Origin of the sequence: Natrialba taiwanensis DSM 12281, from assembly GCF_000337595.1 — an archaeon.
GTDB classification, from domain to species: domain Archaea; phylum Halobacteriota; class Halobacteria; order Halobacteriales; family Natrialbaceae; genus Natrialba; species Natrialba taiwanensis.
Map to the genome: position 1 here is coordinate 1 of NZ_AOIL01000018.1, position 13471 is coordinate 13471.

General features: G+C 62.5%; 14 protein-coding genes. 7 read left to right on the forward strand and 7 right to left on the reverse strand.

Features of this window, described 5'->3' with window-relative positions; translation table 11 throughout:
* Nucleotides 1–884 (forward strand): arginine--tRNA ligase domain-containing protein (gene argS / locus C484_RS06280; protein WP_006825105.1); only part of this gene is annotated, 884 nt, incomplete at its 5' end.
* Between the two features lie 159 nt (nt 885–1043).
* Here argS and C484_RS06285 read toward each other — a convergent pair.
* Together C484_RS06285 and minD are read right to left on the reverse strand one after the other, a co-directional pair.
* On the reverse strand, nt 1044–1565 hold the full coding sequence (locus C484_RS06285; protein WP_006825106.1) for a hypothetical protein: 522 nt from the start codon (nt 1563–1565) through the stop codon (nt 1044–1046).
* 378 nt (nt 1566–1943) lie between these two features.
* Nucleotides 1944–2849 carry a MinD/ParA family ATP-binding protein gene (gene minD / locus C484_RS06290; protein ID WP_006825107.1) on the reverse strand — a complete coding sequence of 302 codons (906 nt, stop codon included), beginning with the start codon at nt 2847–2849 and terminating at the stop codon, nt 1944–1946.
* Between the two features lie 238 nt (nt 2850–3087).
* Here minD and prf1 point away from each other — a divergent pair, with 238 nt between their 5' ends.
* Nucleotides 3088–4347, forward strand: coding sequence for a peptide chain release factor aRF-1 (gene prf1 / locus C484_RS06295; protein WP_006825108.1), 1260 nt, complete (start codon nt 3088–3090; stop codon nt 4345–4347).
* A 188-nt stretch (nt 4348–4535) separates the two neighbouring features.
* Nucleotides 4536–5324: a helix-turn-helix transcriptional regulator gene (locus C484_RS06300; RefSeq protein ID WP_006825109.1), complete on the forward strand. Its 789-nt coding sequence runs from the start codon at nt 4536–4538 to the stop codon at nt 5322–5324.
* 41 nt (nt 5325–5365) lie between these two features.
* On the opposite strand, the gene C484_RS06305 is transcribed toward C484_RS06300, so the two are convergent.
* On the reverse strand, nt 5366–5617 hold the full coding sequence (locus tag C484_RS06305) for a hypothetical protein (RefSeq protein ID WP_006665699.1): 252 nt from the start codon (nt 5615–5617) through the stop codon (nt 5366–5368).
* Between the two features lie 327 nt (nt 5618–5944).
* Between C484_RS06305 and C484_RS06310 the strand changes: the two genes are divergently transcribed.
* The gene (locus C484_RS06310) at nt 5945–6841 is read left to right on the forward strand and encodes a hypothetical protein (protein WP_006825110.1); all 897 of its coding nucleotides are present in this window, start codon (nt 5945–5947) and stop codon (nt 6839–6841) included.
* 85 nt (nt 6842–6926) lie between these two features.
* On the opposite strand, the gene C484_RS06315 is transcribed toward C484_RS06310, so the two are convergent.
* The 3 genes from C484_RS06315 to C484_RS06325 form a co-directional block, all read right to left on the reverse strand.
* Nucleotides 6927–7268 carry a DUF7577 domain-containing protein gene (locus C484_RS06315; RefSeq protein ID WP_006825111.1) on the reverse strand — a complete coding sequence of 114 codons (342 nt, stop codon included), beginning with the start codon at nt 7266–7268 and terminating at the stop codon, nt 6927–6929.
* 100 nt (nt 7269–7368) lie between these two features.
* A complete protein-coding gene (locus C484_RS06320) occupies nt 7369–8268 on the reverse strand; it encodes an acyltransferase (protein WP_006825112.1) in 900 nt (299 codons plus the stop codon).
* 132 nt (nt 8269–8400) lie between these two features.
* Complete coding sequence (locus C484_RS06325; RefSeq protein ID WP_006825113.1) at nt 8401–8610, reverse strand: hypothetical protein; 210 nt, start codon at nt 8608–8610, stop codon at nt 8401–8403.
* Nucleotides 8611–9053: 443 nt separating this feature from the next.
* Between C484_RS06325 and C484_RS06330 the strand changes: the two genes are divergently transcribed.
* The 3 genes from C484_RS06330 to C484_RS06340 all read left to right on the forward strand — a co-directional run bounded on the left by C484_RS06330 (nt 9054) and on the right by C484_RS06340 (nt 11895).
* Complete coding sequence (locus tag C484_RS06330; protein WP_006825114.1) at nt 9054–10148, forward strand: aldo/keto reductase; 1095 nt, start codon at nt 9054–9056, stop codon at nt 10146–10148.
* A gap of 140 nt (nt 10149–10288) precedes the next feature.
* Entirely contained in the window at nt 10289–11275 is a 987-nt protein-coding gene (locus C484_RS06335) for a bile acid:sodium symporter family protein (protein WP_006825115.1), read from the forward strand.
* Nucleotides 11276–11427: 152 nt separating this feature from the next.
* Complete coding sequence (locus C484_RS06340; RefSeq protein ID WP_006825116.1) at nt 11428–11895, forward strand: NUDIX hydrolase; 468 nt, start codon at nt 11428–11430, stop codon at nt 11893–11895.
* A 41-nt stretch (nt 11896–11936) separates the two neighbouring features.
* On the opposite strand, the gene C484_RS06345 is transcribed toward C484_RS06340, so the two are convergent.
* The gene (locus C484_RS06345; protein ID WP_006825117.1) at nt 11937–13403 is read right to left on the reverse strand and encodes a DUF402 domain-containing protein; all 1467 of its coding nucleotides are present in this window, start codon (nt 13401–13403) and stop codon (nt 11937–11939) included.
* Nucleotides 13404–13471: the final 68 nt, after the last annotated feature.

A 13471-nucleotide genomic window follows, 5' to 3' on the forward strand; every position in this document is an offset into this window, starting at 1 on the left:
AGAAGAATCTGGTCTTCCTTCGCTCGGACGGCACCTCGCTGTACCCGACGCGGGACCTGGCCCACCACGAGTGGAAGTTCGACAACTACGACCGCGCGGTGACGGTGCTCGGCGAAGATCACAAACTACAGGCCAGACAGCTCCGGACGGCGCTCAAACTCCTCGGTAACGATACCGATCCGCTCCGCCAGGTGCTGTACTCCTACGTCAACCTTCCCGAAGGGAAGATGTCGACCCGCCGCGGCACCGGCGTCGACTTGGACGACCTGCTCGACGAGGCGATCGACCGCGCCCGCGAGGAGGTCGAAGACCGCCTTGACGACCGTATCCGCGACGACGATCTGACCGACGACGACATCGAGCGAATCGCCCATCAGGTCGGGATCGGTGCCGTGCGCTACGACATCGTGGCCAAACAGCCCACGAAGGCGATCACTTTCGAGTGGGATCGCGCACTCGATTTCGAGGCCCAGTCAGCACCCTACGTCCAGTACGTCCACGCCCGCTGCTGTGGCATCCTGGCGGAAGCCGGCTTCGACCCCGCGGAACCGCTCGCCGCCGCCGGCCAGCGTGCTGAACTCGATCTCGACGCGCTCGACGCCGACCTGCTCGGCACGCCCGCAGAACAGGCGTTGCTCGAGACGATCGCGCGCTTCCCGGCCGTCATCGACGAAGCAGCAGCGGACCTCGAACCCCACCAGATCGCGACCTACACGCGCGAGTTCGCCGATCGGTTCAACGCCTTCTACCGGGAGTGCCCGGTGCTCGCGGACGATGTCGATCCCGCGGTTCGCGAGACGCGGCTGGCGCTCGTCGCGGCCTCGAAGCACACGATGGCGAACGCGCTGTCGATCCTCGGCGTCGCTGCGCCGCGGTCGATGTAGCGCGGCGTCGCAGTTTCCAGTATTTTGTGGGTCGCACTCGATCGTGCCAGCCGCGCCGGTCAGCATCGCTCACGGTCGGGCTGGGTCGAGTCGAGTTGCGGCCCGGCTGGTCTCTGGTCGCCCCACACGCACGTCCGACAGAACAGCGGGTGTCCGCGGTCAGTCCGCCGACGCGCGGATCTTGTCGGCCAGTTCTTCGCGCGAAATTTCGTCTTCGAGGTAGTCGAAGACCCACTGGACATCGACGTACAGTCCGACAACTCGGCTGCCCTCGTATTCGAGGACCCACTCGACGGTATCGATCTCGGCTTTGAATCTCTCGGGGTCGACGATCGCGGTCACGAGGTCTTCGGCCACGCTCTCGATCTCCGCGTAGAGTTCTTCGGTCTCGGTGACCTGCGTGCTCACGAGGATGTCGACCGTCCCGCCGCTTCGGTTGATCTCCATGACGGACAGCTTGTCGCTGCTGAGATCGAACTCGTCCTTGTCGAAACCGGGAACGTCGTCGGAATCGGAGTCCGAGTCCGGATCGGAATCCGACGATCCGTTGCCGCCGGTTCCGGAACTGCCGTCGGAACTGTCGTCATCGGAGTTCGGTTCATCTGTTTCGCTACTCGAACAGCCTGCGAGTACGGTTGCGAGTGCGGCGCCACTTCCGAGGAGGATCTTTCGTCGCTCCATGGACGAGCCATCGAGAACGGGTAGAATTAGTAATTAGCTCGTACCGTTTCTCTGGGTGAAAAATCGATTTTTCGGGAACGAGGGTTCGAAGAACTCCGGTTAGAGCCGTATTTCTGTCCGGATAGGGGCGAATTCCGACGTTCATGAAATCGAATCAGTTAGTTCCAAACACAGTCGTAAAACGGCAACAGTCCTGTCGTGGCTGTAGTCATCGAAACCGATGGAACGACGGTGTTGGTAGCGATTTCGGGAGTTCAGGCGGTGCCTACCGACCGAGATTCCCGACATCTCCAAGATCCCGGAGAGTTCCGAGATGGCTGTGTCGAGGAGAGCGGTGCGTAATGAGAGTGCAGCGGACGACGTGCATTCGTCTGTTCGTTAGTGATCCGATTCGGCTTCTGTGATCGCACTCGAGACATCATCGGTAGCAGATGTCTCGTCGGTGCTTTCGGGGCTGTTCCCGTCCTCGGTTTCTGATCCAGCCGCGTCTTCAGCGGTGGCTGTGTCGGTATTGTCGTTGTCGCCGGTGTTGTCGTTGTCGTCGGCGTCGGTATCGTCTGCAGTGCCGGCGAGTTCGATGCCGGCGAGTTCAGCGGCGAGGTGTCGGTAGGCCGTTGCGGCGGGGCCGTTCGGTTCGTAGGCGACAAGGGGGGTACCGGCGTAGACGCTCTCGCGGGCGGCGCTGTCTTCGGGGATGGTTTCGAGCAGTGGGAGGTCGAGTCGGTCGGCGAGGTCGGGGTGGGAGATGTCGCTGCCCGGGTGGGTGCGAGTGAGGACGAGTCCGGCGACGGTGCCGCCGGCGCGGGCGGTGAGTTCGATCGTTTTCCGTGAGTCTTGAATAGCGGCGGGTTCGGGCGTGGAGACGAGCACGACGGCGTCCGCGAGTCCGAGCGGGAGAACGGTTTCGTGGCTGATGCCAGCGCCGACATCGAGGAGGACGTAGTCGTACGTCGACCGGAGTTCGGAGACGACTTCGCGCAAGCCCTCCGGCGAGGTCTCTGCGTACTCGTCCAAGCCGATGCCGCTCGGGACGGCGACGATGTTCTCCGCCAGTCGGTAGGTTGCGTCCTCGACTGATGCGTTGCCGGCCAGTACGTCGTGGAGTGTCGTCGAGTCGGGGGAGAGGCTGACGAACCCGGCCAGATTCGCCATGCCGAGATCGACATCGACGATGGCGACGCGCTTGCCCGCCTGTGCGAGCGCGGTTCCCAGATTCACCGTCGTCGTCGTTTTCCCGACACCGCCTTTCCCGCTCGCGATGGAATATACCGTCTCGTGAGACATATTCGATTACTGTCCGGACAGTGGAACGGGAACACCTTAAATCGTCACCACAGCGGACCGCCCGTGGCTCCCGTCGAATCCACAGCGATCCGTCCCCGACCACCGTCGAATTCACAACAGCCCATCACGACCCGCCATCGAATCAGCGTCGTATAGCGGCGTGTTTCCCGGTACTGTCCCGCATACGGCCGGGTGCGTGTCAAAGAATACTTACCCGCAGCTCCGCTTTGTATGGATAATGAGCCAGGAGGGAGAACGGGAGCAATCCGACCGGAAGAAATACGAGTTCCGGAAGGTCATCGAGGATCTCAAGGATTACGATGGCTCCGGGACACAACTCGTCACGATCTATATCCCCGACGATAGACAGATCAGTGACGTGGTCGCACACGTCACGCAGGAACACAGCGAGGCGGCAAACATTAAGTCCAAGCAGACTCGAACGGCTGTCCAGGACGCGCTGACGAGCATCAAGGACCGCCTTCGGTACTTCGATACGTTCCCGCCGGAAAACGGCATCGTACTGTTCTCCGGGGCGGTCGACTCCGGCGGCGGGCAGACCGAGATGGTCACTCGCGTCCTCGAGAGTCCGCCACAACCGATCGAGTCGTTCCGCTATCACTGTGACTCTGACTTCCTCACGGAGCCGCTAGAGGAGATGCTCGCGGACAAGGGCCTCTACGGCCTGGTCGTCCTCGACCGGCGCGAGGCGAACGTCGGCTGGCTGCGTGGCAAGCGCGTCGAACCGGTCAAGTCCGCCTCCTCGCTCGTCCCCGGTAAGCAGCGAAAGGGTGGCCAGTCAGCCCAGCGATTCGCCCGCCTGCGCCTCGAAGCGATCGACAACTTCTACCAGGAAGTCGCCGGAATGGCAAACGACCTGTTCGTTCCCAAGCGCCACGAACTCGACGGCATCCTCGTCGGCGGACCCTCACCGACGAAAGACGAGTTCTTGGACGGCGATTACCTCCATCACGAGATTCAGGACAACGTGATCGGCAAGTTCGACGTGGCCTACACCGACGAGTCGGGGCTGTACGACCTCGTCGACAACGCGGAGGACGCGCTGGCCGACGCCGAGGTGATGAAGGACAAAAAGCAGATGGAGGAGTTCTTCGAGGAACTCAACGCGGGCGACCTCGCAACCTACGGGTTCGACCAGACTCGGCAAAATTTGATGATGGGGGCGGTCGACCGACTGCTGATCAGCGAGGATCTGCGAAAGGATGTCATCACCTACGAGTGCGGGGAGTGTGGCAACACCGACCGCGAAGTGATCGACCGGCGCAAGGCCACCCCCGAGCACACCTGCAGCGAGTGCGGAACCAATATCGAGGCGACCGAAGAGGACCGCGAAGACGCGATTGACCACCTTATCCAGATCGCCGAGCAGCGCGGCACCGAGACCAAGTTCATCTCGACCGACTTCGAGAAGGGCGAGCAGTTGTACAACGCGTTCGGTGGCTTCGCCGGCATCCTCCGGTACTCGACCGGCGTGTAAATCTCCTCTTTCTCCCTCACATCGTCCATCCGTTTGCGACTGCGTTTGTCTCTTCGGTCGCCTCCGTGGACGAACCCCCGTGGACGAACCTTTGTGGACGAACCGGCACACGTTTGTCGCACTGGCAACGTTCGTAACGGCCAGTACGCTCTTGGCTCCCGAGCGGGAGAACGCAAACGTCGTTTTCGATGCACCAGTCGAACCCGACCGACGATGTCGTTCGGACGGTCATTCGCCGAACGGAGCTACTCGCGGCGCTCGCCGACCAGCCACAGTACAAACGCGACCTCGTCGAAGCGCTCGCGTGCTCCCGTTCGACGATCGACCGTGCGATTCGTGAACTCGAGTCCCTCGAGTTCATCGCGCGGACGGAGGCGGGGTATCAGTTGACGGCGGGGGGACGACTGGCACTGTCGGAGTATCGACGGGTGGAGCAGGCGTTTACGGCGATCGAGGAGAGTGGGAGTTTGCTGCGGCACGTGCCGGCAGGAGCACCGCTGTCGACGACGTTGCTGGACGATGCACGGACGTACGAGGTGAAGCCACATGCGCCGATCGAGCCGCTTCAGGAACTGGTTTCGCGCTTCGAGACGGCGACTCGGGTTCGAGGGTTTGCTGCGGCGGAGCGGATTCCGACGACGCGGATGCGCTTGTACGAGCGAACTGTCGAAGAGGATCTCACTGTTGAGGCGGTTTTCACCGAGGATCTCGCGGAGTTTCTTTTCGCGGAGTATCCAGAGCAGGTGCGCAGTTCTGCGACAGAGGGGGCGTTCGACATGTACGCGATCGAGTCGATACCGTACGAATTGACGCTTATCGAGCAATCGGATGTGCAGTACGTGTTCGTCTTCGTGTTGAACGAACGGACGGAGATAGAGGGAGTGATTAGCAACAACACGCAGGCGGCGTTCGAGTGGGGTGAGTCCGTCTTTCGGGAGGTGCGTTCGGCTGCGAGATCGGTGTCACCGCCGGAGTAACGGCGGCCGACTGATGTCGGTCAGTAGTCGACAGCACACGCTCAAAGCGTCCCGCGGAGTCGAACGGCGTCGTCGGTGATCTCCTCGATGCTGCCCTCGTCGAGCGGGTGGGCGCTCTCGGTTATATCGCCCCAGCCGAGTTTCGACTTGATCGTTTTCGTGATCGTTGGCTCGGGATCGACGTAGCCGCGCCCGTCCTCGACGGCGACGATCCGGCCGACTTCCGTCCCGTCGATATTCAAGACTCGTTTTCCCTTGTCGGCGGCCGTGAGCGTGTGAGCGTCCTGAGTCATAGCAGTGAGCGGTAGAGTGCCGGGTCGGGGCATCAGCAGCGCCTTCCGCGAGTGATAGCGCACTGTCGCCCCCGCGTTCGCGTCCCATCACCACGGAAGAACACGAGGACAATAAATCGCACAAACCGTCATGCTGGCCCACTGAACCGTTATACTGCAACGCGACAGTAAGTAGTGATTACCGGACAGGGCCTGGCATGTACCCACCTCCTACGCTCGCTCGCCGTCGAGCGAATCGTTCGGTTGCGATGGTAATCCGTTTCTTCTACCGTCGCTGTGAGCACAACGGAAGCGTTATGGCGCTAGTCCCGTATTACTATCCGATCGATGGACGAGTCTCCGTTTCGCCCCGAATCGGTCGACGACCCGCGGATTACCGGGCAATTCTGCCGGCGCGTCTCCGGTCCAACCGGCGACTGCTACCTCCTCGGCGTCGTTCACGACCACCCCGCGAGTATCAACCGCGTCATGCGCGTTGCCGACGCGGTCGACCCCGCCGTGCTCGCACTCGAACTCCCACCGGCAGCCCTCCCGCTGTACCGCGTCTACGCCCGCGACGGCGACTCGAGTGCGTCCGCTACGCGTACCGTGCCCGCGACGGATACCGATCCCGACCGCTCGAGCGACACGGCGCAATCTCCGCCACCGACGCACCCGACGCACACCCCACCAGCACACGGCGGCGAAATGAGCGCCGCGATCTCCGCCACCGACGCTGAACTCGTCGGAATCGACGCCCCGAACTGGTCGTTCTTGCGGCGACTCGTGACGCGTCTCGTCGCTGACCGCGTCTCGGCTGGAACGGCGCGTCGCCTCCTTTCGAGCCTCGGTGGGGCGACGCGAGATGCACTGCGCTGTCGCATCGCGGCGACGCTGACACACGCCACCTCGATGACGATCACGCGAGGCGACCCGATCGAGTACGACTGCGACTTCGATGACCCGCCGGAAACGCAGGCTGCTCACGAGCGCGCTCACGTTGCAAGCGTCCAGGCACTCCTCGGAAGCGTGCAGACGGACGATAGCGCGCTCGCCTACCGAGACGAGACCCGCGAGCGCTGTATGATCGACCGACTGGCCGAAATCCGCGCGGAGAACGACGGCACTGTCCTCGCTATCGTCGGTATCGACCACCTCGAAACGCTGGCTACTGCGCTCTCGGCCGACGAGATGGCGACTACCGAGACGAGCTACCACACCGACTCGTCAACGCCATCACCGTAATCACGTCGCTTCTGACCGTAATTACGCTCGCTTCTAACCGAGTCCAGCCATCCCGACGACTGTCCGTGCCCGCAGCGTCCACGCGTTACCGCCGTAACGTCGTCACACAGTTCCAGCAGTACGTATACGTCTGATCAGCTACGTTCTGTGCCCCACAGTGGGGACACCGCATCGTCTCCCCGTCGAGTTCGCGATCCCTGTTGCTGGCCGATGGGTCGCCGGCATCGCTGGCGTCTCCAGAATCATCAGTGTTCCCTGGGTACCGATCGGTGTGGCGCGAGGCGTGCGAGGGGCCGCGATTGGGATCGGCAAACGAAGGTGACCTCGCCTCGTCACCGTCTGCACGGCGCACGTAGACGTAGTACAATAGCAGATGGAGGAGGGCAAACACGATCACGTATCCGATGAGCCAGCCCCAGCGTTCCATCACCGTGACATAGGTTCTCAAGGCACTTGGATATTCCCTGATTCACCAGTAGCTGACGGTCCTCTCGAACGGACGGTCCCGATTCGGTACCGATCGCGAGTCAGTTCTGGGGCCGCAAATCGCGGCGGAACTCGTCGAAGACCTCGAGTTCGTCGGGGACGGAGTAGGGGAGGTGGCGCTCGTCCTGACGGTTGACGCCGGCCTCGTCGATGGGGGTGGCGACCGACTCCCAGCCGGGTTTGATTTTGACGCTCGTCGCGGGCATGCCGACGGCGATGTGGTGGGCGGGTACGTCGTGTTGGACGACGCCACGGGCACCGACGATGGCGTTTTCGCCAACCTTGTTGCCGGCACGGACCATCGAGTCGTAAGTGAGACGCACGTCGTCTTCGACGATCGTGTGGTAGTTTCGGACCTCGGTCTGGTCGACGACGTCGTGATCGTGGCTGTAGATATGAACGCCGTCGGAAATCGAGACGCGGTCGCCGATGGTCAATTTCCCGCGGTCGTCCAGATGGACATCGTCGTGAACGATCGTATTGTCGCCGATGGTGATGTTGTGGCCGTAGGTAACCGAGATGCCCTTGAAGAACCGACAGTTCTCCCCACACTCTTCGAAGAGATGATCCGCAAGCATCCGTCGAAACCGCAGCGCGAACTCGACGTTGTCCGCGATCGGCAGGCTATCGAACTGCCGCCAGAGCCACTGGAGGTGCTTCGACCGCCGAAACAGGTCTTCGTTTTTCTCAGCGTAGTACTCACTCTCTAGGGTCGTGTTGCAGGGATCGTAGCTCTGCAGCCGAACCCGTTCTGCTGCCGAAACCGATTCGCCTGCTTGCCAGCGATCGTAGGCCTCGCGATCACCGGACAGATCGATCAGTACGTCCTCGACGACCGAACACGTACTCTCGTCGCTTGCAAGCCGTCGGTCGACCTCGTCGATGAACTCGCGCATGCCCGCCTCCGCCTCGTCGGGGAGCGAGACGTACCGCTTTGTCATACACCGGGATATTGTCCGCGGAGTTGATAGGGGTTCGGTTGTGCCGCCGAATCTGCCGAGACTGCTTCGCTACTGGTACTTTCCATTGGATATTGAATCTCGGGATCGTCGGTTAGGTTCCACGAAACGCCGTCACTCATCAACACCGTGCCACTCCGCAAACAGTAGCGCCGGGAGCGAAATCGTCCCGATCAGCAGCAACGCTGTGACGACGACCGTTCCCAGCGTGACCCGATGCGGACTGATCTCGAACTGGGTCAGCGCAAGCGGCAGGAGCACGACGACGGCGAGAACGACGCCGAGCAGCCATCGCCCGGTCGTCGTCCGACAGATACCGACCATACGCAAACGTCTCAGCGACAATACAAGAGTGGTTCGACTCACTGGGTCACCAGACCTGATTCGATCAGGTAGTCGCCGCCACCATCCCATCATGGAACGGTTCACTGATTCGCTGTGCGGTCGACCGAAGGGAGCGAGCGGGCCGACGACCGACCCGTAGGGGGGGAGGAGTTCTTTTCATCGAAGTTTTGCCGAGGGTCAGCTTTGCTGGCCCGCAGCGCAAAAGTTCGATCTGCACGTCTAGTCGCTGGCAGATTCAGCGAAACATGAGTAGAACTACTCTTCAAGTGATCTTTGAAAAGCGTTTAGCGCACGGTCCACTGCCGTCCCAACTTATCGTCACTCCGCCCAGCACGACGGGGCGATAGCAAACCCGAACGAGTTCGGATTCCGCGCTCGCACGTTCCGTACTCCATAAGGTTCCTCGCTACGAAGGCCCGAACATGCAGCACAGTGAACTCGGTGACTCCGGTGTCGAGGTGAGCGAAGTCGGGTTCGGCGCGTGGACCGTCGGCACCGACTGGTGGGGCGATCGCTCCGAGGAGGAGGCGATCGAGATGCTCCGGTACGCCGTCGATCAGGGCATCACCTACTTCGATACGGGCGACGTCTACGGCCACGGCCGCAGCGAGGAGCTGGTCGGAAAGGCGCTGGCCGACGTCCGCGACGACGTGACGATCGCGACCAAAGTCGGCTACGACTTCTACAACAATCCCCAGGCCGGACACGGCGAGATTCCCAAGCAGATGACTCCCGAGTACCTCCGGGATGCCGTCGAGCAGAGCCTCGACCGACTCGGACTGAACTCGATCGACGTCCTTCAGCTCCACAACGCCAACGTCGACGAGATCACGCCCGACGTGCTCGAACTGCTCGATGAACTCGAAGAGGAAGGGAAGATCGACGCCACAGGACTGGCGCTTGGCCCCTCGATCGGCTGGCTCGCCGAGGGTGACTTCGCCATCGAAAAGGAGTTCGACTCCGTCCAGTTGGTGTGGAACATGCTCGAACAGGAGGTCGGCACCCACTTCCTCGAAACCATCGCGGAGACGAACTCATCGACGAGTCTCATCCCGCGAGTCCCACACTCCTCCGGCATCCTCAACGAGCAGGTTACACCAGAAACTGAACTCGGCGAGGGCGATCACCGCGGCTTCCGTCCCGACGAGTGGTACGAAACCGGGTGGGAGAAACTCGAGAAACTGCGCTTCCTCGAACGCGCGGAGCCACGCTCCGCGAGCGAAGCGAGCGACGGAAGCGACCGCGAGCGGACGATGGGCCAGGCTTCGATCGCGTGGCTCCTCTCACACGACGCCGTTGCAACCGTCACGCCGACGTTCCGGACGACCGATGATATCGACGAATGGGCGGCGGCGAGTGACGTTCCGAAACTCTCGACCGAGGAACTGGATCGCGTCGCTGAACTCTACGAGAACGACTTCGGAATCGACCGCGACGACGGCATGGACTCCCTCCGTACGTCGGTCGACGGTGCTGACATCGAGTCGGCCGGACTGGACAAACTTGCGGCCGACTGACGTGCGATAGCGGTTGTGGCTGCGTACTGGTTTGACCGGCCAGCGCTTGGATTTTGCTGGGATTCCGGCTTGGTATCGATTCATTTATCATCACGCGTACATCCATGGGTGAGTATGACTATCGAGGAGGAGCCAATCCGATGAACGTGCTACGACTGGGAGAGCGTATCGGCGAGTTCACGAGCACGTACTTCGTCGTCTGGATCCTGCTCGGGTCGGCCGTTGCGCTGTACTCGCCGGCGACGGTCACGCCGCTCGGTGACCACATCGCCCTGTTCCTCGGCGTCATCATGCTCGGGATGGGGCTCACGCTGACGCCGGCGGACTTCCGGCGAATCCTCGATCGACCACGGGACGTTCTTATCGGTGCACTGACCCAGTGGGTCTGCATGCCGGTGTTCGCGTATCTGCTCGTTACGCTCCTTGATCTCCCGTGGGAACTCGGTATCGGACTGCTCCTGCTCGGGGCTGCACCGGGTGGGACGGCCTCGAACGTGATGACCTACCTCGGTCGGGGCGACGTTGCCCTCTCGGTGACGATCACGTCGGTGACGACGCTTGCCGCTCCGCTCGTCATGCCGGCGTGGATCGTGCTGCTCGCAGGCGAGGAAATTACAGTCACCTTCAGCGCGATGGCCGAAGAGATCCTGCTGATCGTCCTGATTCCAGTCGTCGCCGGGTTAGTCCTCCGAGTGCTTCTCGATCGGTATGCACCGACGGTAGCGAAGGCGGGGCTCTCTATCTTCCCGGCGATCAGCGTGCTGACGATCGTCCTCATCGTCGCGGCAATCGTCGGTCTCAACGTCGACGAAATCTACAGCGCGAGCGCCGTCGTCTTCCTCGCGGTCATCGTCCACAACGCGCTCGGCCTCGGAGCGGGCTACGGCGTCGGTCATCTGACCGGAATGAGCGAGGAGCGAGCGCGGACCTGCGCGTTCGAGGTCGGTCTGCAGAACAGTGGCCTAGCAGTCGCGCTGGCCGTGGCGTTTTTCGATCCCATTACTGCCCTCATTCCGGCGCTGTTCAGTGTCTGGCACAATGTCACCGGTCCGGCGCTGGCAACAGCATTCGCTCGTACTGATGGAACGCCAGTTCCGACAGCTGATGGGGCGTCGACAGCGGATTGATACTATGTCAATATACGCCCCAAAATAGCACGCACAACCAATTATAGAACTAATACCAGACCTCACCACAACCCCATGCGCGAATTTCCTTAGTCTCTCTTAATCTCCTTGGAGATACGCTTTTCACGCTGGTCGTTGCGAGACGCGGTAGCATGGCAGACCCCACGTACGTACAGAAGGCATGCGCCTACATTACTCGCGAATCCGGCGAGTTATTGGTGTTCGAGGGACCGGAACACGACGGCCTTCAGATCCCGAAGGGGACACTCGAACCGGGTGAAACCCCACGAGAAGCACTCTTCAGGGAAGTTATCGAGGAGAGCGGCCTCGGAACGCTCAACGCGACCCGACACCTCTCGACCGACGTCTGGACTCGACGACACTCCCCGCCGAAGTGGTACGTCCGCCACTTCTTCCACGCGACCGTCTACGAACCGCGCGATCGATGGACCCACACCGTCACCGACGGCGGCGACGAACACGGCGCCGAGTTCGAACTCTACTGGATTCACCCGTCGACCGCCCGCGAGTTCGCCCTCGACCTCGACGATTACGTGCAGTTGCTCCCGCTGCCCGACCGGGCCGGCGAACGCAACGCTGAACTCGCGGCCTCGGATTGACGCGCTTCGCTCGTTGCTACGGGCCATCTGCCAGCCACACACTACGTCGAAAGCGCCCGTTTGACTGCCGTCGCGACGGTCGTTGCCTTCTCCGCGAGTGCAGCCGAGACGAGGCCGTCGTCGACGGCAGCCTCGAGTTCAGCTTCGTCGACGATGTCGACGGTTCCGTCGGGAGTGCGGATTACGTCGACGTAGAGGTCGACGTACCGGACCGTTTCGGGGAAGAGTTCGACCGGCGTGCAGACGTTGACGTAGGTGCCTTTCGTCGAGCCGTCGGCTGCCGTGTAGGTCGTCGGATACCACCAGCGCCCTTCGCGGAACTTCGTGACGGCGGTGTCGCCCGCTTCCTTCGGCGTGCCGAGGGCGTCGTAGGTGCCGCCGCCGCTCATCGTGCGCTCGAGCGTGAGTTTTCCCTCGGGGTCCCAGTCGGTCACGTCGCCGTACCCGAGCGAGATGCGCCTCCCGTCGGGTTTGCCGTGGCCGATTTCGAGTCGGTCGTCCGAAACGGGACCGAACTGGCGAGCGACGGCGTCGAAGGGGAACGCGCCGTCCGCGTCCGCGTCCAGGTCAGCCGCGACCGAGCCACAGATCGCTTCCGCGAAGTCCACGGCTGAACTCGCCGCCCTGTCGGCGGCCTTGGTTCGGTGGTGGCCCGGCATCGTCGTTTCGACGGCGCGGCGGGCGTCGTCCAGGGCGAACCGGGATTGCCGGCCGAACCAGAGCCACGCGGTCGTTCGAGGGGCGGCGAGCAGTTCTGGTTCGCCGGGTTCGGCCGGTGCGTCGGCGAGTTCAGTTTCGAGTTCGCGGGCGCGTTCGACGAGGCGTTCGAGGCCGGCTTCCATCGCTTCGAGATCCGCGTCGGCGGCGGCGTGGTGCCAGCGGAGTCCCCAGTCGTCCGGAACGTCCGCGGAGAGCAGGTCGGTCATGCCGACGAGTTCGTCGGCGCGCTCGCCACGAAGTGCGGCTGAAACGCCGGTTCGATCCCGCGAGAGGGTTCCGAGGCCGCTACGAACGGCGAGGGTCGGGGTGACCCGCGGCTCGTCGTCGGCCCACGGCGGAGCGGGTTCCGTGACCTGCACCCGGTAGCGGTTTCCGGTGTCGACGTAGCCGTCGACGTCGTCGTAATTCAGGTAGCCGCGGCGACCGTCGCCGAGGTCGACGACGGCACCGCTGCCGCCAGCGGCGTCGATCACTTCGGCGTCGAAGACGGCTCCGCGGGGAATGGTCGCAGTCCACCGGAAGGTATCGATCCCGACTGTGAGCGTGTCAGCAACGGGTTCGACGGCATCGCCGTCGCCCGACACCGACAGCCCCTGTCTGTCTCGAGTCGTCTCGATCGCCACGTCCGCCGGTGCAGCGTCGAACGACTGTGTGAAGCGCTCGCGGATCGGCTCGGATGCCTGGACGACGCTGTACTCGTTCTCGGAGTCGTTCCCACCCGCGTCCTCGAGCAGATGCGTTACTGCCGTGGTGTAGATGCCGCGAACGCGAACCGCCGTCTCGGTCATCGAAAGCGAGCCCCTTCCGTCGCGTCGGTCACAATACGGGCAACCGCAGTCATGGACACAGTGGAAAT

Bases quoted from the DNA above. Each gene is read 5' to 3' on its own strand.
- C484_RS06285 (WP_006825106.1), bottom strand. From the start codon at position 1,565: ATGGAGCGACGAAAGATCCTCCTCGGAAGTGGCGCCGCACTCGCAACC.
- minD (WP_006825107.1), bottom strand. From the start codon at position 2,849: ATGTCTCACGAGACGGTATATTCCATCGCGAGCGGGAAAGGCGGTGTC.
- prf1 (WP_006825108.1), top strand. From the start codon at position 3,088: ATGAGCCAGGAGGGAGAACGGGAGCAATCCGACCGGAAGAAATACGAG.
- C484_RS06300 (WP_006825109.1), top strand. From the start codon at position 4,536: ATGCACCAGTCGAACCCGACCGACGATGTCGTTCGGACGGTCATTCGC.
- C484_RS06305 (WP_006665699.1), bottom strand. From the start codon at position 5,617: ATGACTCAGGACGCTCACACGCTCACGGCCGCCGACAAGGGAAAACGA.
- C484_RS06310 (WP_006825110.1), top strand. From the start codon at position 5,945: ATGGACGAGTCTCCGTTTCGCCCCGAATCGGTCGACGACCCGCGGATT.
- C484_RS06315 (WP_006825111.1), bottom strand. From the start codon at position 7,268: ATGGAACGCTGGGGCTGGCTCATCGGATACGTGATCGTGTTTGCCCTC.
- C484_RS06320 (WP_006825112.1), bottom strand. From the start codon at position 8,268: ATGACAAAGCGGTACGTCTCGCTCCCCGACGAGGCGGAGGCGGGCATG.
- C484_RS06325 (WP_006825113.1), bottom strand. From the start codon at position 8,610: ATGGTCGGTATCTGTCGGACGACGACCGGGCGATGGCTGCTCGGCGTC.
- C484_RS06330 (WP_006825114.1), top strand. From the start codon at position 9,054: ATGCAGCACAGTGAACTCGGTGACTCCGGTGTCGAGGTGAGCGAAGTC.
- C484_RS06335 (WP_006825115.1), top strand. From the start codon at position 10,289: ATGAACGTGCTACGACTGGGAGAGCGTATCGGCGAGTTCACGAGCACG.
- C484_RS06340 (WP_006825116.1), top strand. From the start codon at position 11,428: ATGGCAGACCCCACGTACGTACAGAAGGCATGCGCCTACATTACTCGC.
- C484_RS06345 (WP_006825117.1), bottom strand. From the start codon at position 13,403: ATGACCGAGACGGCGGTTCGCGTTCGCGGCATCTACACCACGGCAGTA.